Genomic DNA, 20,631 nt, shown 5'->3' with positions numbered 1-20,631 from the left:
ATATAGTACACTAACCCGCCAGCGTGATAATGTCAATCGGCCTTATGTGCTAGCGCTGAGGCTCGAGGGTCTGGCGCGTGGTGAAGCGGGTCTCGTTCATCCGCATGGGCAGGTACTGCCCGCTGGCCCATTTGCGTAGAAGGCTATCGTAGCTGGGCGAAAGCAAGGCCCCAGACTGGCCCATGGGAATGATAAATAAAGAGCGCTCGAGGTCGGCAAAATCCAGAATGTGCCGGTAGCTGCTTCCCACCGTCATGCGGAAGGTGCTGGGGTCGTAAGAAGCACGGTTCAGGGTGTAGCGGTCGCCGCCGTGGGGTATGGCCCGGTCGGCCAGGCGGTTCAGTGGCGAAACATTGGTCAGGATGGCGTGTGGGAAAGAGGCCTGGTGAACCTGGCCCCAGGGTGGGGGGTTGTTGTTGAAGCGGTCGAGGGCCTTATCCAGGGCAAGGGCCGCGTAGTCCAGGCAGGTCTGGGTATCGGAGGTCTGGCAGGCCGGGTCACCCTGGCGCATGGCCGCCAGCAGGTAGCGGGGCTGTTCCCAGAACTCCTGCTCCACCTCTTTGCTGGGCAGGCGGCTAAGCTCGGTGTACCAGGCCTGGAATACCGTGGGTTCTACCTGCTCGGCCCGCATTGCCCCGTCCCAGGCCAGGAGGCGAGCCTTCCACTGGCGCGCGTTTTCCGAAAGTGGGTTGAGCATCTCCAGAACAGGCTTAAACTCGCGGTAGAGCAAGCTGGTGATGTCCTGCTGCATGGCCTGCATATCTTCCACAGAAAGCTTGTCCTTGGCCAGAATCAGCTCACGGATGCGCTGAGCCCGGTAGGGTTCCTCCCACTCCAGCGAGATGGTGTGGGGGTAGTTGGCTGGGGTTACCTTGTTGTTGGCGGTAACGATAAAGCCCTCTTTAGGGTTGTAGACCTGGGGCCACTGGTCCTGGGGCAGGTAGCCCTGCCAGTCCCAGTTGCCATCGCCCGGAACTGGCATCAGGCCCGAGTGGCCGGGTTTACGGATGGGAAAGCGGGCTGGGGCCATGTAACCGATGTTGCCGTCCACATCGGCATAAACAAAGTTCTGGCTGGGTGCGTTGTAGTTGGCCAGGGCGGCTTTGAACTGCTCCCAGTTTTGCGCTTTGGCAATGCCAATAAAGGCTTCTATGGTGCGGTCGGTGGGCTCGAGGCTGGTCCAGCGCAACGAAAGCGGCCTGGCGCCGGGGTTCTTGACCACATCGTTGATGACCGGCCCATAGCGGCTTTCCCGCACCTGCAGGGTTACGTCGGGCTCACCTTTGATCTTGATAACCTCGTTGCGGATGCGCCAGGGTTCGACCTGCCCCCTGTAGCGGTAGCCTCCCGCCACCTCTTCCATCACGTACAGATCCTGCACGTCCGCGCCTACCGTGGTCACGCCCCAGCCGATGCGCTCGTTACGGCCAATCACCACTGCCGGAAGGCCCGGGAAGCTAGTGCCAATGGCCTTGTAGGTGGGGGCTTCGATGTGCACCAGGTACCACACCGAAGGTGCTCCCAGCCCCAGGTGGGGGTCGTTGGCCAGCAGCGGCTTACCGCTTACGCTGCGGCCCCCCCCAATGACCCAGTTGTTGGAGGCACGGGCCATCAGCTCTCCCGGCAGGTGCAGGGCCCTGGGTAGCTGGACGGCCAGGGTAAGCAAGGCACGGGCCGACTCCCCGTCGGGCCGGGCGGGTGGCGGCAGTTGCAGGTCTTCGGCCTGCAACACGGTGGGCGCGTCGGCGGGATAGGGTGGTCTGAGCTGGGCCATGCGCGCAGGGCTCATGCCTTTGGCGGCCCATTGCAGGCGCTGTAGCTCGCTGCGCCAGTTGCCCGAGAGGTCAAAGGACATCATTTTGGCCCAGACCAGCACATCGGCGGGCTTCCACGGCTCGGGCTTGAAGCCCAGCAGACGAAACTCCAGCGGTAGCGGCGGGTTGGTTGAAAGATAGGCGTTGATGCCGGCCACGTAGGCATCCACCGCCGACTTGGCATAAGGCGATAGGCCCACATAGGCCTGCTCGGCAGCACGGTAAAAGCCCCAGGTACGCAAAAAGCGATCCTGATCCAGGGTAGCTTTCCCGATTACCTCAGATAGACGCCCAGCCCCTACCCGGCGCTGGAACTCCATCTGCCACAGGCGATCCTGGGCATGGGCCACCCCCAGGGCAAAAAAGGCGTCGGTATCGGTTTGGGCCTTGATGTGCAGCACCCTCTCTGCGGTGCGGCTCATCTCAACCGGCGCCGAAAGCCCCTTAAGGGCCAGCCTGCCCTGGTGCTGGGGAAGGGTTGCGCCCCGCAGCCAGAACCAGCCGCCCACCGCCAAAACCAGCACCAGCCCAACAACCACCAGCAGCAAACGCCCCAAAACACGCAATAAGCCCACAGTTCCTCCTTGCTTTGGTCCTAGTATAAAACCTTGCACGGTGCGCTTTAGCCTGCTTCTTGGGGAAGCGGCCTGAAGTGTGAAGAAAAGCGCTCACATCCGGTGGGGTTCGCGCTCAAAGAAGTTCGCTCTCGCCCCGCCAGAAAGCCCGACCCCCGCGCTTGCGCCGGTCAAAAAACAGCTCAACCGAGTTTCCGTCGGGGTCTTGCAGGCAAAGCACCAGGGCGATGCCCCGATCCTCGAGCTTGCTGGGAACGCCCTCGAGACGAACAAAGTCCTGGGCTGCTTTAAAGTCTTGCTCGGTGGCAGCAGCAAAACCAAGCGTAATAGAACTGGGCGGCTGGCCTTCGCTAAGGGCCAGCTCGTAGTGGGCTGGGTTTTCAGATGAGACCAGCAGCGCGGTCTTCCCGAAGCGTTCGGATAGTTGTAGATCCAGAAAACGGGTGTAAAAGGTTACGGCGGCCTCGAGCTGCCGAACGGTCAGGTGAACGTAGGCCAGACGGGTGGTGTACATCCAGAGTATTCTGGGACGCTAAAGCCCAAAGGTCAAACCTCGCTCATTTTGACCGGGGTGGGTAGAATTGGGCCATGAAAATCGAGTTCCGCGAAAACGGCTCCATTGGCATCGAAACGGGCGGCAAATACGTGTTGCGTCAGGGTGACCAGGAAGTGGTTATCGAAAAACCCAGGGTCTCGTTGTGCCGCTGCGGGCATTCCAACAACAAGCCCTTTTGCGACGGCACCCACAAGTCGGTGGGCTTTGTGGCCCCTGCTGCGGTAATCGAACTCGAGGCCAAATAAACAACCCAGATTCCATTCACATGGATTGCCCGCGATATGATGGCGGGCGGAGGATACTATGCCCATGCGCTATCGCAAACTTGGTCAGTGGGGCTTAAAGGTTTCGGAAATTTCGCTGGGGGCCTGGGTCACCTACGGCGACGCCGTCAACGACCTCGAGCGAATCAAGGCCATTACCCGCATCGCCTACGAAGGCGGCATCAATTTTTTTGACAACGCCGACGTGTACGCCAAGGGACTGGCCGAGGAACTGATGAGCAAAGCCTTGCTGGAACAGTTCCCCCGCCACGAACTGGTTCTGTCGAGCAAGGTTTTCTGGCCCACCAGCGAGGATGCCAACGGAAGGGGCCTCTCGCGCAAGCACGTGCGGGAAAGCCTCGAGCGAAGCCTAAAGCGTATGGGCACCGACTACCTCGACCTGTATTTCTGCCACCGCTACGACCCCGAGGTGCCCATGGAGGAAATCGTGGGTACCATGAGCAACCTGGTAGACCGGGGCCTGGTGCTCTACTGGGGTACTTCCGAGTGGCCGGCAGCCCGCATTGTGGAGGCTGTGCAGTTTGCCCGGAGCAATGGCCTGCACCCCCCCGCCGTCGAGCAGCCGCAGTACTCGATGCTCTACCGTGAGCGCGTGGAACAGGAAATTCTGCCCGAAACCGAGCGCTTTGGCCTGGGGATGGTGGTCTGGAGCCCCCTGGCCATGGGGATGCTTACCGGGCGTTACGACAAAGGCGTACCCAAAGACAGCCGCTTCGAGCGCTACCCCCAGTTTGGCAACCGCTTCCTGACCGAAGAAAACGTCAAGAAGGTCAAGGCCCTCAAAAAGGTGGCCTCCGACCTGGGCCTTACCCGTACCCAGCTGGCCCTGGCCTGGGTTCTGCGCCAGAAGGGCGTGAGCAGCGCCATCACGGGTGCCACCAAACCTGAACAGCTCGAGGAAAGCCTGGGTGCAGCGGGGGTAGACCTGCCACAGGAAGCGCTCGAGCGCATCGAGAAAATTCTGGGCTAGAGCGCCCTTGGCCTATCTCGCCTTCGCAAAGACGCCCACCATATGAGCCTCACCTGAAGCACTGCGTTTAGAGCGCTCTTCACTAAGCCGCTCAAAACTTGATTGCTTTGTCCCGCACAGTGAAGCGTGTGATAGTGCTGCCAGTGCTTCAGGGGGAGGCCCCAGCAAAAACAGCAGTAGCGGTTCATCCAGGTTCGGCTATAGCTCGAGGATGTACTTGGCCAGCCGCACGATGTCGTTCTGCAGGCTGAGGGTTTTGCGCTCAGGGGGCCGGTCTTTGAGCTCGCGAATCTTTTGCGCAATTTTGCGGGGTTGACGGATGTAATACCCCAGCTTTTCATGCCGAATCAGCTCGACGTTGCCATATTCTTGCGGCCACACATAATCGCAGACGATCAGGTCTTTGCCCTGGGAAAGCACCTCGGCAATGGTAGCAGGGCCGGCCTTGGTAACCACCACGTTGGAAACATTAATTAGCTCGTACATCTGCTTGGTAAACCCAAACAAGACCAGGTTTGAGATGCGGTTTTTTTCTTTGAAGGCCTCGAGCTGCCGGTAGAGCTTCTGGTTATAGCCACACACCACCACCACATTGATGCCCTCGATTTTGAGCAGCTCACGCACCAGGCCAAAACTTATTTTCAGGCCCGCACCACCCCCCGTCACCAGCACGGTGTAGGGGTGCGTCAAGCCCCACTCCTGGCGCAGTCGAGCCACCTCGGCGGGCTTCAGGGGCTGGTTGTATTTAGGGTCAATCAGGGTTTGGAAGTAGTGCAGGTTCTCCGCAGGAACCCGGTAGCGCCGGGCCAGGCTATAGGCTTCGGGACTGGCCACCACGTACTGGTCTTTGGTGTCGACAAACCAGTACAGGTGCGGGCTAAAAATATCGCTCACCACGGTAAGGGTTTTGGGCTTGTGCTTGCGTACATACGGCAACCGGCGAAAGCCGTGGTTCACCGGGTAGCAGTAAATAATCTTGTCGGGGCGAAACGACTCCAGGTATTCGTTAATGGCCGGGGCCAGGCGCATTCCCAGAACCCGTGCAAAGGACTGAATGGCCGGCCGGGTCTGATAGAAAGCTTGAAAGACTGTAAACAGCCAGCGCTGTTTGTTGACCGAAAAATTGTAACCATCCTGGATGGCCTGACCAATCCAGCGCGGCCCCACGTCAAAAAAGTTGAACAGCCTTATCTCGGACTCGGGCTCGAGCTCGGTCAGCAACCTGTGCAGGTTTTGTGCCAGGGCAAAGTGCCCACCCCCCGCCTTTGTATAAACCAGCAGAATTCGTTGCGGCATAACCAGCGCAGCACCAGGCCGCGCTTCTCCAGCTTAGGGCATTTTTGAGCAAATGACGAACCCAGCCCCCTGAACCACAAAGCTAGGCCAGGGGTTGATGGCAGAGCCACACCCCGCTCTGGGCCCGCCAGCCCTCGGGTAGCTTGATAAACCTACCCGGCGGCGGAACCGCAATCACCTTGTGCCCCACAATGCGAAACTCGATGGCCGTAAACAGCTTGTCCAAGGCCCGGCCCAACGAGCGGGTTTCCAGGGGGCTAAAGCGCAAGCGGGGCAGCCTGGCCTCGAGGCTCTTACAGCCTGCATACGGCAGCAGCTCGGCAGGGTCGCGCCAGCGCCGCGGAGGCCCCACCAGCAGTTCGGCCAGCACCAGCGCAAGACCCGGATAACGCCGCAAAAACTCCTCGGGGTCGAACTCGAGCGAAAGCTCCAGGTTCACCTCTACGTCCTGCCACACTTCCCGTCTTACAGCACTTGCCATACTTCAGCTTGCAACATAGCAGGCCCTCCGGTCAAGCGCAAATAACCCGTCCTAGACAGGCAAAACGCCGGCAACAGGCTGACAGTTTGAAGCCGCAACTGTCATTTTGCGCGTTTTGTGTATGGCCCCTGCGCTCAGGCGCGCCCCGTCACTCGGCGACAAACCAGCGCAGCCAGCCTGCTTTGCTTGCAAACTCGGCCTGGCGATTGAAGGTATTGGCAATGGAGTGGGTCTCGAGGGCCTGGACAGCATCACCGGCATAACCCCAGGCCAGGGCAATGGCCTTGAGGCAGGACCACTGGCCCTGTTCGTCATTCAAAAAGCGAAAGACCGCCAGGGCCCTCGACAAAAGCACAATGGCTTCCTGGCTATCGCCTTCGTACAGGCTGGCCACCCCCCACACAAAAAGGCTCTGGGCCCAGGCTCGGTTCTCGCCCGAGCAGCGGGCAAGGTGTTCGGCGCGGCGTGCCGGGGCAGCCGATTCCCGTGGTTGCCGTTCTAGTTTGTCCCAGGCCTCACGTAGCAGGCGTTGCAGGTTATCGCGCAGCGCAGGTTGGTGTGTGTTCGTCAAAGCAATCATCACTACCAGCCAGGGTAGCAGCTTGCGCCGGCTTGGTGGGCGCATACATCACCAACAGCTTTTATGTAACGCTCAAGTGTCTTTCATGGTTCAAATATCACCCGCTTTGCCGGCTCTGGTTAACGCTTAAACCTGTGGCCTTAAGGTTAGGCTAAAGCCATGCTGGAAAGCCTGAAGAACCTACTACCGCAAAAAGTGAGCACCTCCCCCACCGACCTCAATACCCATGGCAGAGACGAGAGCTACCCCATCCAGAACCCGCCCCTGGCTGTGGTCTTTGCAGAAAACCTTTCGGATATTCAGGCCGCTTTGGGCTGGGCCCGTGCCCACCGCGTGGCGGTAATTCCTTTTGGGGCCGGTACCAGCCTCGAGGGGCATGTGATCCCCCAGGGACCGGCCATCTCGCTGGATGTTTCACGCATGAACCGGGTGCTCGAGGTTCGCCCCGAAGACTTCCTGGCCGTGGTAGAGCCAGGCCTGACCCGCAAGGCCCTGAACGAGGCTCTCAAAGGCACCGGCCTCTTCTTTCCGGTAGACCCCGGCGCGGATGCCAGCCTGGGGGGCATGGCCGCTACCAACGCCTCGGGCACCACCACCGTGCGATACGGCGGGATGCGGCAGAACGTCCTGGCGCTACAGGTAGTCCTGGCAAATGGCGAGGTATTGGAGCTGGGCCGGGGGGTACGCAAAAGCAGCGCAGGCTATAACCTCAAGGACTTGTTCATCGGCTCCGAGGGAACCCTGGGCATCATCACCTGCCTGACCTTAAAGCTGCACCCCATCCCCGAGCACATCCACACCCTGCGGGTTTTCTTCGAAAACCTGAACGCCACCGCCCAGGCTGCCTACGCGGTTATGGCCAGTGGGCTGCCGGTGGCGCGGCTCGAGCTGGTGGACGAGGTGGGTATGCTGGCCATTAATCGCTACCTGGGCCAGAGCTACCCCGAAAAACCCGCTTTATTTGTGGAGTTTCACTCCTCCACCCAGGAAGCCCTCGAGGCCGAATCGAGCCTAGCCCTCGAGCTGATGCAGGAGGCCGGGGCCATCCGCATAGACACCGCCCGTACCCAGGAGGAGCGCACCGCCCAGTGGGAGGCCCGGCACCAGGCCTACTGGGCTTTGGTCAACCTTTTCCCCGGAAAGGCCTACCTCGCCACCGACACTGCCGTGCCCATCTCCAAAATGCCCGACCTGGTAGCATATTCCAGCCACCTGCTGCGCGAACTAGGCCTTAGCGGCAATATTTTGGGACACGTGGGCGACGGCAACTTTCACACCCTGGTGGTCTGTGAACCAGGCGACCCCAGGGCAGAAGTTTTTTCCGAGCGACTTGTCGAGCACACCCTGGCCCTGGGGGGCACCTGTACCGGCGAACACGGGGTGGGGCTACGCAAAAAGAAATATCTGCCCCAAGAGCACGGGCCGGCTTTGGGATGGATGCGCCAGATCAAACAGCTCTTTGACCCCCAGAGCCTGCTCAATCCCGGCAAGATCTTTGACTAGAGTGGTTTTATATGAACCTCGCCTGAATCGTTCCGCTAGGGACAGGCTTGAGCACCATCGCTTTTCAGGTTGTTATACCAGATTCGGTTAGTTCGTCACCGAACGGTGACGAACTAACCCGACCGAAGGGAGTGCTCTAGGATTCAAAAAGATAGCCTCTTAGCGCTTTTTGTTTGAAGATTATCTTTTTGAATCCGGTATTACTACCCGTGCTTCAGGCGGGGGCCGCAGAAAAAGAACAAATCAAAGACATTTCTTATTGTCTAGCGCAAAACCGCGCGGGCCTCGAGGCGCACCTCTACCGGGTTGTTGACCCGTAGGAACAGCAGACTGGGGGGGCTCAGCTTCCACTCCGAGAAGCTGGTGTTGAACCCCCCCACAAAACGGTAGGTATTGCCTTCGCGGGTCAGCTTGCCGGCAATACGCACCGGACGGCGTGTTCCGCTAATTTCCAAGTTCCCGCTAATCGTTGTTTCGTCACCTGCCTGGTCGATACGTTCGACCTCGAGGCAACTCAGGGGATACTTGTCAACGTTGAAGACCCCCCTGGCGTCGGCATCGCGCAGGGCATTCCCCGAATCGAAGCGGCCCAGCTCCACGCACACCTGGCCCGAAGCCTCGCCCGTCTGGGGGTTCCAGCGCACGCTACCCCGCACACTGGTGTTGGTGCCCTCCCAGCGCCCCAGGGTGTAGCTGGCGGCATAGGTTACGCGCCCCTCAATGGTGTACTGGGCCGTCTGGGCTTGCGACATACCCCAGAACAGGCCAAGCAGCAGAAGGATTAGATATTTGCGATAGTTCATAGCATCTCCCCCATTCAGGCAAGCATCACCTGATTTCCAGAACCTCAGGCATCGGCTCGCTTAGAACTCCTTCTACAATTCGCGCTGCGGCCTGCTCTGGATGCAGCGCGCTTTTTGGAGCGCCGCCCAGGGGTGCCCAGAGGCCGGTGGCCACCGCGGGCAAGCGTACCAAACAAAAACGCACCCCTTCGCGGCGAAACTCCTTGCGGGCCACATTCAACAAGCCCTCGGCCCCCAGCTTGCTCGCCGCATAGGCCGACAAACCCGGTACGCTGATCAACTCGGGGTACACCCCCAGCAGCACCACCCGTGCATTGGGATTGAACTTAGCGTATTTGAGCAAAAGCGCCAGTCCCCCCAGGTTGGCGGCGGTGAGGCGCTCGAGGTCGGCCATGTGCTGCTCCCGCAGGCCCGCCTTGTGCACCGCGCCCGCCGCATACACCAGCAGATCCAGCAACCCCACCTCTTCGGCCAGCGCCTGAACCTCGAGCTCGTTGCCCATCTCAGCAGGAACCGCCGACGCGCCTAGCTCACGGGCCAGACTGGCTAGAATCTGACCGTTGCGACCGGATAGCGCTAGATGGCCGACCCGGCCTGCTAGATGATGGGCCAAAGATTGTCCAATGCCCCCTGTAGCACCTGTGATGAGCGTATTCACGATGTTGAGATTACAGGTTTTGCACGGGTTCCACCGTGAGGCAGAAGCAAATCGCCCCTCTTTCAAAAGACTTTGCAAACCACCTGTGAAGCAGCCTGCTCCACCAACATCGGTTGGCCGATGTAGTAGCCCTGGGCGTAGTGGCAGCCGTGATGCGCCAGCCACTCCAGTTGCGCGCGGCTCTCGACGCCCTCGGCCAGGGTTTTGAGGCCAAAGGCACTGGCCAGTTGCAGCATGGCCCGCAAAATGTCCTCCGCGGTCTGGCTCTGTCCAATCTCCGCCACGAAGCTCCTATCAATCTTGATCAAGTCTACCGGCACCTGCTTAAGGTGAGCCAGCGAGGAGTAGCCCATGCCGAAGTCATCGAGGGCTACCCGAACCCCCAGCCCACGCAACGCCTCCAGCCCGCCCAACCACTTTTGCCGCTCGGGCAATAAGGCCGACTCGGTAATCTCGAGCCACAACAGGCCAGGCTGCATGGCCTCATCCACCAGCGCTCGCACCACCTCCCGCACCCAGTTGGGGTGCGCCAGCGTTACAGCCGAAAAGTTGATGGTTAGCTCGCCGCCCAATCTTTTTTGATCCTGTACCGCTTGCTTCAAAACGACCAGGTCCAGTTCACCAATCAAACCCGACTCTTCGGCCAGGGGTACAAAATCGGCTGGGCGCAGCAGCCCACGGGTCGGGTGCTCCCAGCGCACCAGGGCTTCCCATTTGTTTACGTAGCGCTCGGCAATGTTCAGGATGGGCTGGTACTGGATCAGGAAGCGCCCCTGCTGGATGGTCTTGCGCAGAAGCTGGATGGTCTCGAGCCGCTCAACAGAGTTGATGTCCTGGCTGGGGTCGTAGATAGCAATATGGGTCTGGGATTGTTTGGCCTGGTACATGGCCACATCGGCGGCCCGGGCCAGCGCATCGAGGGTCTGGCCGTGCTCGGGGAATAGCGCCACCCCCAGGCTGGCCTGCACATGGATTGCGTGCTCGCCCAGCGTAAAGGGGTAGTCGAACACCTCGACAATGCGCCGGGCGGTAGCCATAGCTGAGGTTCGATCGGCTGAAGGCAGCAGCACCGCAAACTCGTCCCCGCCCATTCGGGCCAGCAAGTCGCCCTGCCGCAGCACTTCCTTTATGCGCAGGGCCAGCTGGCGCAGGAGTTCGTCGCCAACCTGATGGCCGAGGGTGTCGTTGAGTAGCTTAAAGTTGTCGAGGTCAAGGTAAATCAGGGCCGGGGTCTCACGTTTACGCCGGTCGGCCACAAATACCTCCTCTGCCACCACCCACAGCTTGCGGCGGTTGGGCAGGTCGGTGAGGGGGTCGTGGTAGGCCAGATACTCGATACGGGCTTGCTGGCGCTTGCGTTCACCCACATCACGAATGGAAATCAAGACCTGCTCATGGCCTGCAATCTGCACCCGCACCCCCTGGGCCTCGACCTCGAGTTCGCGGCCATCGCGGGTAAGCAGCCGAATTTCCTCGAGGGCATCGCGCTCCCCTCCCAAAATGCGCTGTATCCGCTCGGCCACGCGCGGAAGTGAGTCCGGGTGAACGAACTGGCTCAGGGGCTGCCCCACCACTTCCTCGAGGCGCTCGTAGCCCAGCCCCCGCAGCCCCACCGAGTTGAGGTAGAGCACCCTGGAACCATCGTAAAGCGCCACCGCATCGGGCAGGGTCTCCATCAAGGTGCGGTAGATGGCCTCCTGTTCACGCAGGGCCTCGTAAACCTGGGCACGGTCAATAGCCATGCTAAGCTGGCTCGCCACCCCCTCCAGAAAGCGCACGTCCCGTTGCTCGAGATCGGTGTGGGTGCTGCCCACCACCAGCACCCCAAACACCCTGCCTTTCACCGGCAACGGCACTGCTACCAGGCTCCGCTCACCCAGCAAACCGGCTTTACTACGCTCTTCGGTGCTGTGCATGACCACCGTTTCGGCCTGGTGGGCAGCCCGGTGCACAATCTCGTGGGTTGGCTCGAAGCGTTCGGGCAGGGTTTGCTTCCCCCCAGACCATATCAGCCGCAGATAGGCCCCTTCAGGCCGATAGACGGCAATGCTGTCGAAACGCGGATGCTCCTGCAGGACGTCTACCACCCCGCGCATCAGGGCCAGCGGCTCGAGGTCGCGGGCCAGGCCATCGCGCACTTTGGAAAATAGGGCGAGCTCGAGGTTGCGCTCCTCGGCCTGGGCCTGGCTTTTCCTCATAGCGGCTTCAGCGGCCCAGCGGCGGTCGTACTGAAAACGAAAAAGCCCCACCACCAGACAGGTGATAAGCCCCACCGCTCCCACCACCAACACCACATCCCCCAGGCCCGGCTGCCATGGGGCTCCCACCGAATTGAGCAATACGGTATAAAAAGGGAGCAACGTTAGGCCCACCATCAGCGCGCCCCAGATGCCCAGGGCCCAACTCAAAAGGGCCACCCCAGGCAAAACCAGGAGCAGGGCCCCGTGGCTGAGGCTTTGATACATCGCAGGAAAAGCCAGCCCATACATCAGCATGAAGCTCAGGCCCAGGAACAGCTCGAGCCTGCGCGGCCTCAACCAGGTGGTCATCTGTGTGAACAAGTCTTTGTCTCCCGTATGCCAACCCAACATGCGCTTCTGGCTTGCCTAGCTAAAGCCGTTTCAGCACCCAGTGATTTTACCCACAATTGCGCTCGCTCGAAACGTTAATCACACCCGGCGTCAAGGTCACGCCAAGGGCGCTGCTCCGGTTACGTCGGTAAACACCGACCAAAACCGTTTTTCCAGCAAAACCCATGCGCGTAAAATCTCGATGTGTAACGAGCCTTGAGTTTTTGTTAAGCCCCTTGCCACTCAAATCTCACCCAGGTCAATACGCTGACGCCATTGCTGGGCTTGGTGTCGAACCGCCGCTTGGTCTTTTGAACTGCGCTTTTCCCAGGTCTTGTACAGCACGCCCAAGCGCGGGTTAGCCTCGAGCAAAGCGCGGTGCTGGGCCATGAAGTCCCAGTACAGGCTGTTGAAGGGACAGGCCCGTTCGCCCTGGGTCTCCTCTACCCGGAAACCACAGTGTTTGCAGTGGTTGCCCATGCGGGCAATGTACTTCCCGCTGGCCGCGTAGGGCTTGGAGGAGAGCACCGGCGAGGCAAACACCCCCATGCCCAGCACGTTGGGCACCATCACCCAGTCGGCAGAGTCCACAAAGGCCGCAACGAACCAGGCGTTGAGTTCCTGGGGGTTCACCCCGAAGAGCAGGGCGAAGTTGGCCAGCACCATCAGCCGCTCGATGTGGTGGGCGTAGCCACGCTGCCGGACGCGCTCAATCACCGTAGATAGGCAGCGCATCCGGGTGGGCGCACCCCAGAACAGTGGGGGCAAGGGCCGGTGGGCTTGAAGTTGATTGGCGTTCGCCAGCGCCGGCATCTCCCGGCGGTAGATGTGGTAGATGTACTCGCGCCAGCCGATCACCTGTCGCACAAAGCCTTCGACGCTCGCCAGCGGTAGGCCACCTTTTTCGTACTCGGCCAGCACGCGCTCCACCACTTCTTTGGGGTGCAGCAAACCCAGATTAATCGCCGGCGAAAGGAGCGAGTGGTGCATGCTCCAGCTCTGCTCCAGCAAAGCGTCCTGATAGGGGCCAAACTGGGCCAGTCGCTGCTGTACGAAATCCTCCAGAGCTTGCAGGGCCTCCTGGCGTGTCACCGGCCAGTCGAACCCCTCCAGGGCCCCAAAATGGCCCGTGAACTTCTCCTGCACCGTCTGGATGGCCTGCCGGGTGAGCGCATCGGGGACAAAACGCAAAGGCGGCGGGGGCCGGTAGCTCGGCGGAGGGGTTTTGCGGTTTTCCGCGTCGTAGTTCCAAGCACCCCCCACCGGCTGGCCCCCCTGCATCAGGTAGCCGGTGCGCTGGCGCATAAAGCGGTAGAAGTACTCGAGGCGGTAGGTTTTGCGGCTGCCCGCCCAGCGGTCAAACTCCTCCGGCTGCAACAGCCAGAGCGGGTTGGGCAAGCTCCGGTAGCGGCCCTCCGCCCGCTCGACCATGGCCTGTACCCGCTCAGCAAAGCCATAGTCCGCAGGCCGCATCTGGGCCAGGGTCTCGCCCGGATACACCTCAAAGAACCGTGCCAGGGCTTCTTCCAGGGTTTCGGCTTGCAGGTAGATAACCTCCCAGCCAAGCTCGCGCAATTCCTGGGCAAAGTGGCGCATGGCACTAAAGAACAGCACCAGCTTCTGGGGATGCATAGGCGGTGTACGCCCTAGTTCGTAGGCTTCGACCAGCAACACCCGTTTTGGGGCAAGCTGCCGCACCGCTGCATGGTTAAGCTGATCCCCTAGTACCCAGAGGGTCATAGGTCTCTAACGCACCCCATGCAGGTACTGGGCAATGGGGCCTACCGCGTCCCCGTTGCGGCTGGTGAGGATGTCCAGGTGGGTCAGGTTGGGCAGGATGCGGATGTCTGTGCGGGTATTGGGGAAGGTTTCGCCCACGCTGCGGAAGTTGCTTTCCTGGGGCAGCAAGCCACGCCCTGCCCCCAGGGCCAGTACCGGGTAGGGCAGCGCGCGCGGCTTTAGCTCGGGCATGGCCACCTCGTAGGCCGAGATGTCGAGCGACAGACGGTAAGGGAAAAACCATTCCGAAAAGCCGGTGGTGGGACTGGCGTACATCCCAATAAACTCCATGGGGTCGGTGGCCTCGCCATTATCGCGCCACTCCACCCGGCTCCCCCGCGGCCCGCGAATGGTGTAAATCAAGCTGCCCACCACCAGGCTCAACAGGTTGATGCCTTCGCGCCCAGTGGCCTGCCCCACCGAGACCGCGAAAATTGGCGATAGGGCATAGCGCTCATCCACGCGGTACAGGGCTGCAGCCAGCCGGCTGGCCCGGAAAGGGGCCCAGCCAGGGGGGGCATCGGCCAGGGGGTTTTGTGCGGTCATGAAGGCCTGGGCTTCGGCCTGGGCAAAACCTGCTAGGTTCAACCCGAAAGCGTTGATGTAAGGGGGGGCTTTGCCTTCCAGGAGTTCATTGAGACCTGCCAGACGTCCAAAACTTCCCTCGCTGCCCTGCAAATACTGCTCGCGGGTGAGGGGAATCAGGCGGGGTGCTCCATCTAGCAAAATCAGGCCGCTGATTTTTTCGCCCCGGTACAGGGCAAACAGCGAGGCCAGGCTGGCCCCCAGCGAGTGTCCGGCCAGCACCACCGGGCCAGCGCTGCGGGCCTGGTCTATCACCCGCTCGAGATCTTCCAGGTGCACCCTCAGGCCCCAGTCCTTCAGAAAGGGAAAATCGGGCAGCTTGTAGTTCTGGTAGTAAGCCCAGGGGTCGGCGGTGGTGAAGCCCTGGCGGTCTTCCAGGCCATTGGCCCGCCGATCCCAGGCCCAGACCGACCAGCCGGGGGCCGCCAGCACCAGCCGGCGGGCCAGAGCGTCGAAGTTGGTTGCACCACCCAAAAAACCCGGAACAAACACGATGGTGCCACGGGGGGTTCCCTGGGCCGGGTAGAGCAGCGTATAGCTTCTGTCCAGGGCCGTGCCTGCCGCTGTGCTTGCGCCCGGAATGGCCCGGTACTCGGACTGGCCGTTCCAGCGCAGGGGCTGAGCCAGGCCCAGCCCCAACAAAACCAGTAGAACAATCCAGATGCGCATAACTTCTATGCTGCGGCCAGATCGGGTTTCGAACTTGACCTGGGCTCACAAAAAGGTGGGCCGAAGCCCACCTCAAAACCCTATGTTTTGGCTCACGGACTACCAAAAGAGTCTTCCACCACGACCACCTCGAGGGTCTCACCAGCCAGCAACCCTACAGCAAAAACACTGTAGACCTTACCACCTTCGAACGCCACCCCCTCCAGCGGGAGTGCCACACTGGTGGTACCAGTAGGGCGCACCTCGAGGTTGTAGGCACCTGCTGGAACGATGCCGTACCCCGAAACCTGGTTGAAGGCCAGATTGCGAAACAGCACCGGCCCACCTTTGAGGGCCACATCCACGGCGGGTGCATCTGGCGAGGCGTGCACAATGCGTACTTTGGCTACGCCTTCGGCAGGGGCAATGCGGTCTTCGACCACGCGGGCCTGGAGGGTCGAGAGCGTGCCAAGCGCCATCACCGTGTAGTACTTGCCCGCCTGTACGCGAATGTTTACATCGGCTACCTTAGCCGGGCTCTGCCCGGTGGTCTGCACGGTCAGGGTCAGGCTACCCGCGGGCACCTCGGCGTAGTAGGTTACATCTTTGAAAGTCTGGGCCTCAAAAACCTTATTCCCACCCGCTAAGATGTCGACCGCTGGGGCATCGGGCACCAGGTGGGCAAAACGCACGTAAGCCGTATTGTCCTGAGCCAGGGCAAAGCCAAACACCAGCACCAAGCCTGCGATCCACCTCGTCCACAGCATAGGGTTCTCCTTTCTAAACCACAGGGTTATTCGTTTCTATGGCATCGTAACCCGAAGCGCACAATCCGGCAACCCATCTGGATTACAAACACCCCCCAAAAAAATAAGCCCCTGTCGGGCGACAGGGGATCGGGGCTTTATTCTTGCTATTTGGGCAACAGCACGGTATCGATCACGTGGATGATGCCGTTTTTGGCCTGAATGTCGACCGCCGTGACCGTAGAGTTTCCGTTGAGGATTACCTTGCCATCTTTAACTTGGATAGTAACGCTCTGACTCTGAACGGTTTTGGCTTCTTTCAGGGTAACCACCTGGCTCGAGGGCACCCGCCCGGCCACCACATGGTAGGTCAAGACCTTGGTGAGGGCCGCTTTGTCGGCCAGAAGCTTGTCCAGGTCGGCTTTTGGAATCTTGGCAAAGGCTTCATTGGTGGGCGCAAAGACTGTAAAGGGGCCTTCTCCAGAAAGGGTGTCTGCCAGGCCTGCCGCCTGTACTGCCGCCAGCAGGGTGCTGAAGTTGGGGTTGGTAGCTACTATCTGTGTGATGGTCTGGTTCTGAGTGGTGCTCTGGGCGTTGGTGAGGGTGAGGCCAAGAACAGCCAGGGCCAGGCTACCTGCGACGAGTAAAGCTTTGATCTTCATATGCCACCTCCGTGTACAGCTACAAAATTGGGGTTGGAAGATGGGTAGCTGGAAAACCTTTGGCCGATAATCGTCGGCTTTCGATTTACTCATGCCACCTTCTGCAACCTCTAGGGCAAAGCATATATGTACAATCTGAGTACAATGTATGTCTAGAATACGTTCATATTTGCAGGGCATGGAGCAGGTCAAATGCCAGCAAGAAGCACCCCTGCAACCCAACGGCCAGGCCAAACCCCTTGAGGGTTGGCTGGGGGCGCGTCCACAAAAACCACCCCGCCCCAATGTAAAAAACGTCCAAACCGGCGTTAATCCAAAGCAACTGGCGTAGTTGGGCCGCATCGGGCTCAGCAGCCAGCCACCCCCCATAGGCAATTGCCGCATTGACCAGGGCCCAGACCCCAGTCATAAACCAAAACGACCTCCAGAAGGGATGCTGGGTACGCCACAAGGCCCAAGTGGAGCCTGCCAAGCACACCAGGGCCCACAGCATGAGTTGCTGGGCTATACGCTCTCCCACGAGTTCGCTCACTTTTGCCCTCCTTTGGCCTGGCTTCTACAGCGCGCCGAGCAATACTTCACTTCATCCCAGCTGCGCAACCACTTTTTGCGCCACTGGAAGGGCTGGCCACACACCAGGCACGTCTTCACCGGTAGGTGGGCCTTAAAACCTTTGCGCTGCATACACAATCCTTACACATAGCCGCAGCCTGGGTTCAGCCAGGCTACATCCGCTCTACAAGGGGCTTTTTGGCAATTTTCTCAGCAACGGCCAGGTAGCGCTTGCGGGCCAGATGCAAATCCAGCAACGGGTTTTGGTAGGGCTGGGGCCGGCCCTCCGACTCGGGCACCCAGCGCCTTAGCCAGATACCGCTGGGGTCGTGGGTTTCAGCCTGGGTAATCAGATTAAATACGCGGAAGTAGGGGGCCGCGTCCACCCCCAAGCCCCCGGCCCATTGCCAGCCCTGCAGGTTGGAGGCGTTATCGCCATCCAAGAGCAGGTCGCGGAAGGCCCGTTCGCATTTTTGCCAGGGCAGCAGGGCCAGTTTGACCGCGAACTGCGCCACCACCATGCGGGCTCGGTTGGACAAGAAGCCCGTGGCCCGCAGTTCGCGCATGCTGGCATCCACCACCGGTATACCGGTCTGGCCCCACAGCCAGGCCTCAAAAAGCTCGTCATCGTCGTTCCAGGGCAGTTCATTCCAGCGGGGGTCGAAGGCCTGGGTCATCATCTGCGGGTGATGGTAGAGCAGATCGCCGCTAAAGTCACGCCAGCACAACTCGTTAACCCATTTGCGGGCCCCTTCACCCCCGATCTGCAAAGCCTTTTGGGCAGCCAGGCGGGGTGAAAGCACCCCCAGGGTGAAGTAGTAGGAGAGCCTCGAGGTTCCCTCACCGGCCAGCGCATCGCGGGTCTGGTGGTAGCTGGGCAGCTTGTCGCGCAAAAAAACCTCGAGCGCCTTTTGCGCAGCCTCCTCACCCGCCGGTGGCAGCAGCACATCCGGGGTTTCTTGGGGAATGGTGCCCAGGTCTAAGCCCGGGGGAAGGCGTGTGGGCGGAAAGTGAGCAGGGGCCTCGAGCAAAACCGGTACCCCAGCAGCCCACCAGCGCCGGGAGTACGGTGTGAAGACCGTGTAAGGGCCCCCGTCGGGCTTCAGGATGCTGCCGGGTTCCTGGATGTACTGCCCTTCCAGCCAGGTTACCCACCCCGGCAGAGCCTCCTCCACCTTCTGGTCACGAAAGCGGGCATAGGGGGTCGAGTTGCGAACCGCGTAAACCCGATGTACCCCAAGCTCACGAACCAGCTCAGACAGCACCACCCACGGCAGGCCACTGCGAATCAGCAGAACGCCCCCCCGGCTTTTATAGGCTTCACGCAGGGCCGCGGTGTTCTGATAAAACCAGGCGCGTCGGCGCGGGCTGGTGTTTTGCAGGATGTTGGCATCCAAAACCACCAGCCCCAGGGCCGGGCCGGACTTCAAAGCCTCGACCAGGGCCGGGTTATCGTGCAGGCGAAGGTCGGCGCGGTGCCAGACAAGATTCATGGCCTGGTTTTAAGGGCAAAAGCCTTTGCTTGCAGGAGTCTGACCTACAAATCCTATGAACCCCGCCTGAATCGTTGCGTTAGCGACAGGCTGGAGCATCATGGTTTTTCAGGCTGCTACCCGCGCTTCAGGGGGGCCCCGGAAAAAGAACAAATCAGAGGCATTTCTCAGCCGTCTGGCTGTGTTGCAGAACCACGCTAGTATTGAAGGCATGATTGTAGATGCTCACCTCGACCTGGCCCATAACGCCCTGGACCTGGGGCGCGACCTGACCCTGCCGCTTGCAGAGCTGCGTGCACGCGACGCCCGCGCCGAGATACCGGTCGTGACCCTGCCTGCCCTACGCGAAGGGGGTGTGGGCCTCTGCTTCGCCACCCTGTGGGTTGATCCGCGCCGGTACACAGACCCCCAAAGCGCCCACGCCCAGGCCCGCAAGCAGCTGGAGGTATACCTGCGCTGGGAAGAGCAGGGCTGGGTGCGCATCCTCCGCGACCGGGCCAGTCTGGCGAGGCATCTGGCGTTGTGGCCTCAGGACAGGATTACAGCCCTGCTGATCCTGATTGAAGGCGCCGAGTGCATCCGTGAGCCTGGCGAGGTGGCTTTCTGGAAGTCGGAAGGGGTTCGGCTGATTGGCCCGGCCTGGAACCGCACCCGCTACTGTGGCGGAACCCGCGAGCCCGGCGGCCTGAGCGAGCTGGGCCTCGAGCTCCTGCAGGCCATGCACGAAAGTCGGCTGGCCCTCGATTTTTCCCACATGGACGAACAGGCCTTCTGGCAGGCCCTCGAGGTATTCGAGGGCCCGGTCTGTGCTACCCACAGCAACCCCCGGGCCTTGCTGGGGGGCGAGGGGCTCGAGTTCTCCAACCGCCACCTGAGCGACGCCATGATCCGGGCCATTGGCGAACGCCAGGGGGTCATCGGCACGGTTTTGTACGGGTTTTTTCTCGACCACAACTGGAAGCGCGGCATGGAGCGGGTGGGGCTGGAAGTGGTGGGCCAGCACCTGGCCCACACCGCAGGTTTAATCGGCTGGGACAGGGTAGGCATCGGCTCCGACTTCGATGGCGGCTTTGGCATGAAGGAAAACCCGTATGGGCTGGACCAGCCCGCCGATCTGCAAAAAATCGCCCGGCTGGTTCCCGAACCCTTCCAGCGCAGTGTCCTTGGCGAGAACTGGCTGCGCTGGCTACAAGTCGCGCTTGGCTAAAGCTCGGGATTTTGAATCTAAAATCTTGTGGGGCATGGTATAACGGGGGCTGTGAATCTCACTAGTCTGTGGATCGGCCTGATTGCGGGAGGTTTTGGGGGGTTGGTAGGGCTGGGGGGCGGTATAGTTGCCGTCCCGCTGATGTCGATCTTTCTAAAGCTATCCCAACACCACGCTGTGGCCACGAGCCTGGTAATGGTTGTTTTTACAGGCCTGGTTGGAGCCTTTACCTACGCCACCCAGGGCACAGTGGACTGGTTGGCTGCCCTGGTCATCTTCCCCAGCGCCATGCTCACGGCCAACTGGGGTGCACGTTTTGCCAACCGGCTACCAGAGTGGAAACTCAAGCGGATATTCGGCTGGTACCTGGTTGTGGTTGCCCTGAGCCTGTTGCTCAAACCCTACATCCCCCATGTCGACGAGCCCTTGCAAGGATGGCTTAAGATTATTCCACTCATCGTTACGGGTGCAGCAGCGGGTTTCGCCTCAGGCTTGCTGGGCGTGGGTGGTGGCACCATTACGGTACCGATTATGGTGCTGCTGGTGGGCCTCGAGCAGCACACAGCCCAGGGCACTTCCCTGCTGGCTATGGTGCCATCGGCGCTGGTGGGTTCTTATACCCACTACCGTCACGGCAACCTGGCCCAGGAGTATGTGCCGGGATTGGTTGTGGGCATTCTGATCGGGGCCTTTGCCGGCGGTTTGGTAGCCAACCAGCTACCTGAGTTCTGGCTTAGGCTGGTATTTTCTGGGGTACTGATCTGGACAGCTCTGCGCTACGTGGGGGCCAGACCCAAAACCAGCCCCCAGGCTACGTAACCAACCCGGTTGATCTAAAGATCGGTTCCCACGAATACCCAGCACATGAA

Annotated in this window: 20 protein-coding genes; 5 read left to right on the top strand and 15 right to left on the bottom strand. The window is 60.6% G+C overall.

Annotation, left to right across the window (positions count from 1 at the left end; all coding sequences use genetic code 11):
- Positions 1–49: 49 nt before the first annotated feature.
- Entirely contained in the window at positions 50–2,389 is a 2,340-nt protein-coding gene (locus Q355_RS0113545; RefSeq protein ID WP_027878265.1) for a penicillin acylase family protein, read from the bottom strand.
- Between the two features lie 115 nt (positions 2,390–2,504).
- Positions 2,505–2,903, bottom strand: a complete 399-nt coding sequence (locus tag Q355_RS0113540; protein ID WP_027878264.1) for a VOC family protein — start codon at positions 2,901–2,903, stop codon at positions 2,505–2,507.
- Positions 2,904–2,977: 74 nt separating this feature from the next.
- Here Q355_RS0113540 and Q355_RS0113535 point away from each other — a divergent pair, with 74 nt between their 5' ends.
- Positions 2,978–3,190: a CDGSH iron-sulfur domain-containing protein gene (locus Q355_RS0113535; protein WP_027878263.1), complete on the top strand. Its 213-nt coding sequence runs from the start codon at positions 2,978–2,980 to the stop codon at positions 3,188–3,190.
- 64 nt (positions 3,191–3,254) lie between these two features.
- A complete protein-coding gene (locus tag Q355_RS0113530; RefSeq protein ID WP_027878262.1) occupies positions 3,255–4,199 on the top strand; it encodes an aldo/keto reductase family protein in 945 nt (314 codons plus the stop codon).
- A gap of 198 nt (positions 4,200–4,397) precedes the next feature.
- Here the strand turns inward: Q355_RS0113530 and Q355_RS0113525 are convergent, their stop codons facing one another.
- From Q355_RS0113525 to Q355_RS0113515, 3 genes are all read right to left on the bottom strand, one after another.
- Complete coding sequence (locus Q355_RS0113525) at positions 4,398–5,495, bottom strand: glycosyltransferase (RefSeq protein WP_027878261.1); 1,098 nt, start codon at positions 5,493–5,495, stop codon at positions 4,398–4,400.
- Between the two features lie 82 nt (positions 5,496–5,577).
- Positions 5,578–5,976 carry a hypothetical protein gene (locus Q355_RS0113520; protein WP_027878260.1) on the bottom strand — a complete coding sequence of 133 codons (399 nt, stop codon included), beginning with the start codon at positions 5,974–5,976 and terminating at the stop codon, positions 5,578–5,580.
- A 148-nt stretch (positions 5,977–6,124) separates the two neighbouring features.
- Complete coding sequence (locus Q355_RS0113515) at positions 6,125–6,556, bottom strand: hypothetical protein (RefSeq protein WP_027878259.1); 432 nt, start codon at positions 6,554–6,556, stop codon at positions 6,125–6,127.
- Between the two features lie 159 nt (positions 6,557–6,715).
- Between Q355_RS0113515 and Q355_RS0113510 the strand changes: the two genes are divergently transcribed.
- Positions 6,716–8,059 (top strand): FAD-binding oxidoreductase, encoded by a 1,344-nt coding sequence (locus Q355_RS0113510; RefSeq protein WP_027878258.1) that lies wholly within the window; start codon positions 6,716–6,718, stop codon positions 8,057–8,059.
- Positions 8,060–8,322: 263 nt separating this feature from the next.
- On the opposite strand, the gene Q355_RS0113505 is transcribed toward Q355_RS0113510, so the two are convergent.
- From Q355_RS0113505 to Q355_RS0113465, 10 genes are all read right to left on the bottom strand, one after another.
- The gene (locus Q355_RS0113505; protein ID WP_027878257.1) at positions 8,323–8,862 is read right to left on the bottom strand and encodes a YceI family protein; all 540 of its coding nucleotides are present in this window, start codon (positions 8,860–8,862) and stop codon (positions 8,323–8,325) included.
- A gap of 25 nt (positions 8,863–8,887) precedes the next feature.
- A complete protein-coding gene (locus Q355_RS0113500) occupies positions 8,888–9,520 on the bottom strand; it encodes an SDR family NAD(P)-dependent oxidoreductase (protein ID WP_027878256.1) in 633 nt (210 codons plus the stop codon).
- Positions 9,521–9,582: 62 nt separating this feature from the next.
- Entirely contained in the window at positions 9,583–12,069 is a 2,487-nt protein-coding gene (locus Q355_RS0113495) for a putative bifunctional diguanylate cyclase/phosphodiesterase (protein WP_245597592.1), read from the bottom strand.
- 264 nt (positions 12,070–12,333) lie between these two features.
- Positions 12,334–13,830, bottom strand: coding sequence for a cryptochrome/photolyase family protein (locus Q355_RS0113490; RefSeq protein ID WP_027878254.1), 1,497 nt, complete (start codon positions 13,828–13,830; stop codon positions 12,334–12,336).
- 6 nt (positions 13,831–13,836) lie between these two features.
- Complete coding sequence (locus Q355_RS0113485; RefSeq protein ID WP_027878253.1) at positions 13,837–15,123, bottom strand: alpha/beta hydrolase; 1,287 nt, start codon at positions 15,121–15,123, stop codon at positions 13,837–13,839.
- A gap of 92 nt (positions 15,124–15,215) precedes the next feature.
- A complete protein-coding gene (locus Q355_RS0113480; protein WP_027878252.1) occupies positions 15,216–15,869 on the bottom strand; it encodes a DUF4397 domain-containing protein in 654 nt (217 codons plus the stop codon).
- Positions 15,870–16,015: 146 nt separating this feature from the next.
- Complete coding sequence (locus tag Q355_RS0113475; RefSeq protein WP_027878251.1) at positions 16,016–16,510, bottom strand: fasciclin domain-containing protein; 495 nt, start codon at positions 16,508–16,510, stop codon at positions 16,016–16,018.
- A gap of 163 nt (positions 16,511–16,673) precedes the next feature.
- Positions 16,674–17,042 (bottom strand): DUF6992 family protein, encoded by a 369-nt coding sequence (locus tag Q355_RS0113470; RefSeq protein ID WP_245597591.1) that lies wholly within the window; start codon positions 17,040–17,042, stop codon positions 16,674–16,676.
- Positions 17,039–17,194, bottom strand: coding sequence for a DUF2256 domain-containing protein (locus Q355_RS17275; RefSeq protein WP_084496140.1), 156 nt, complete (start codon positions 17,192–17,194; stop codon positions 17,039–17,041). The genes Q355_RS0113470 and Q355_RS17275 overlap by 4 nt, the downstream gene beginning before the upstream one ends.
- A 41-nt stretch (positions 17,195–17,235) precedes the next feature.
- Complete coding sequence (locus Q355_RS0113465; protein ID WP_027878249.1) at positions 17,236–18,555, bottom strand: cryptochrome/photolyase family protein; 1,320 nt, start codon at positions 18,553–18,555, stop codon at positions 17,236–17,238.
- Positions 18,556–18,766: 211 nt separating this feature from the next.
- Between Q355_RS0113465 and Q355_RS0113460 the strand changes: the two genes are divergently transcribed.
- Positions 18,767–19,762, top strand: a complete 996-nt coding sequence (locus tag Q355_RS0113460) for a dipeptidase (protein ID WP_027878248.1) — start codon at positions 18,767–18,769, stop codon at positions 19,760–19,762.
- A 51-nt stretch (positions 19,763–19,813) separates the two neighbouring features.
- Positions 19,814–20,581, top strand: coding sequence for a sulfite exporter TauE/SafE family protein (locus Q355_RS0113455; RefSeq protein ID WP_027878247.1), 768 nt, complete (start codon positions 19,814–19,816; stop codon positions 20,579–20,581).
- The last annotated feature ends 50 nt before the right edge of the window (positions 20,582–20,631 follow it).

Source organism: Meiothermus cerbereus DSM 11376 (genome assembly GCF_000620065.1).
Classification (GTDB): domain Bacteria; phylum Deinococcota; class Deinococci; order Deinococcales; family Thermaceae; genus Meiothermus; species Meiothermus cerbereus.
The sequence above is the reverse complement of the archived record's forward strand: the minus strand, read 5'-3'. Positions and strand labels throughout refer to the sequence as shown.

Bases quoted from the DNA above. Each gene is read 5' to 3' on its own strand.
- Q355_RS0113540 (WP_027878264.1), bottom strand. From the start codon at position 2,903: ATGTACACCACCCGTCTGGCCTACGTTCACCTGACCGTTCGGCAGCTC.
- Q355_RS0113535 (WP_027878263.1), top strand. From the start codon at position 2,978: ATGAAAATCGAGTTCCGCGAAAACGGCTCCATTGGCATCGAAACGGGC.
- Q355_RS0113530 (WP_027878262.1), top strand. From the start codon at position 3,255: ATGCGCTATCGCAAACTTGGTCAGTGGGGCTTAAAGGTTTCGGAAATT.
- Q355_RS0113525 (WP_027878261.1), bottom strand. From the start codon at position 5,495: ATGCCGCAACGAATTCTGCTGGTTTATACAAAGGCGGGGGGTGGGCAC.
- Q355_RS0113520 (WP_027878260.1), bottom strand. From the start codon at position 5,976: ATGGCAAGTGCTGTAAGACGGGAAGTGTGGCAGGACGTAGAGGTGAAC.
- Q355_RS0113515 (WP_027878259.1), bottom strand. From the start codon at position 6,556: ATGATTGCTTTGACGAACACACACCAACCTGCGCTGCGCGATAACCTG.
- Q355_RS0113510 (WP_027878258.1), top strand. From the start codon at position 6,716: ATGCTGGAAAGCCTGAAGAACCTACTACCGCAAAAAGTGAGCACCTCC.
- Q355_RS0113505 (WP_027878257.1), bottom strand. From the start codon at position 8,862: ATGAACTATCGCAAATATCTAATCCTTCTGCTGCTTGGCCTGTTCTGG.
- Q355_RS0113495 (WP_245597592.1), bottom strand. From the start codon at position 12,069: ATGACCACCTGGTTGAGGCCGCGCAGGCTCGAGCTGTTCCTGGGCCTG.
- Q355_RS0113490 (WP_027878254.1), bottom strand. From the start codon at position 13,830: ATGACCCTCTGGGTACTAGGGGATCAGCTTAACCATGCAGCGGTGCGG.
- Q355_RS0113485 (WP_027878253.1), bottom strand. From the start codon at position 15,123: ATGCGCATCTGGATTGTTCTACTGGTTTTGTTGGGGCTGGGCCTGGCT.
- Q355_RS0113480 (WP_027878252.1), bottom strand. From the start codon at position 15,869: ATGCTGTGGACGAGGTGGATCGCAGGCTTGGTGCTGGTGTTTGGCTTT.
- Q355_RS0113475 (WP_027878251.1), bottom strand. From the start codon at position 16,510: ATGAAGATCAAAGCTTTACTCGTCGCAGGTAGCCTGGCCCTGGCTGTT.
- Q355_RS17275 (WP_084496140.1), bottom strand. From the start codon at position 17,194: ATGCAGCGCAAAGGTTTTAAGGCCCACCTACCGGTGAAGACGTGCCTG.
- Q355_RS0113465 (WP_027878249.1), bottom strand. From the start codon at position 18,555: ATGAATCTTGTCTGGCACCGCGCCGACCTTCGCCTGCACGATAACCCG.
- Q355_RS0113460 (WP_027878248.1), top strand. From the start codon at position 18,767: ATGATTGTAGATGCTCACCTCGACCTGGCCCATAACGCCCTGGACCTG.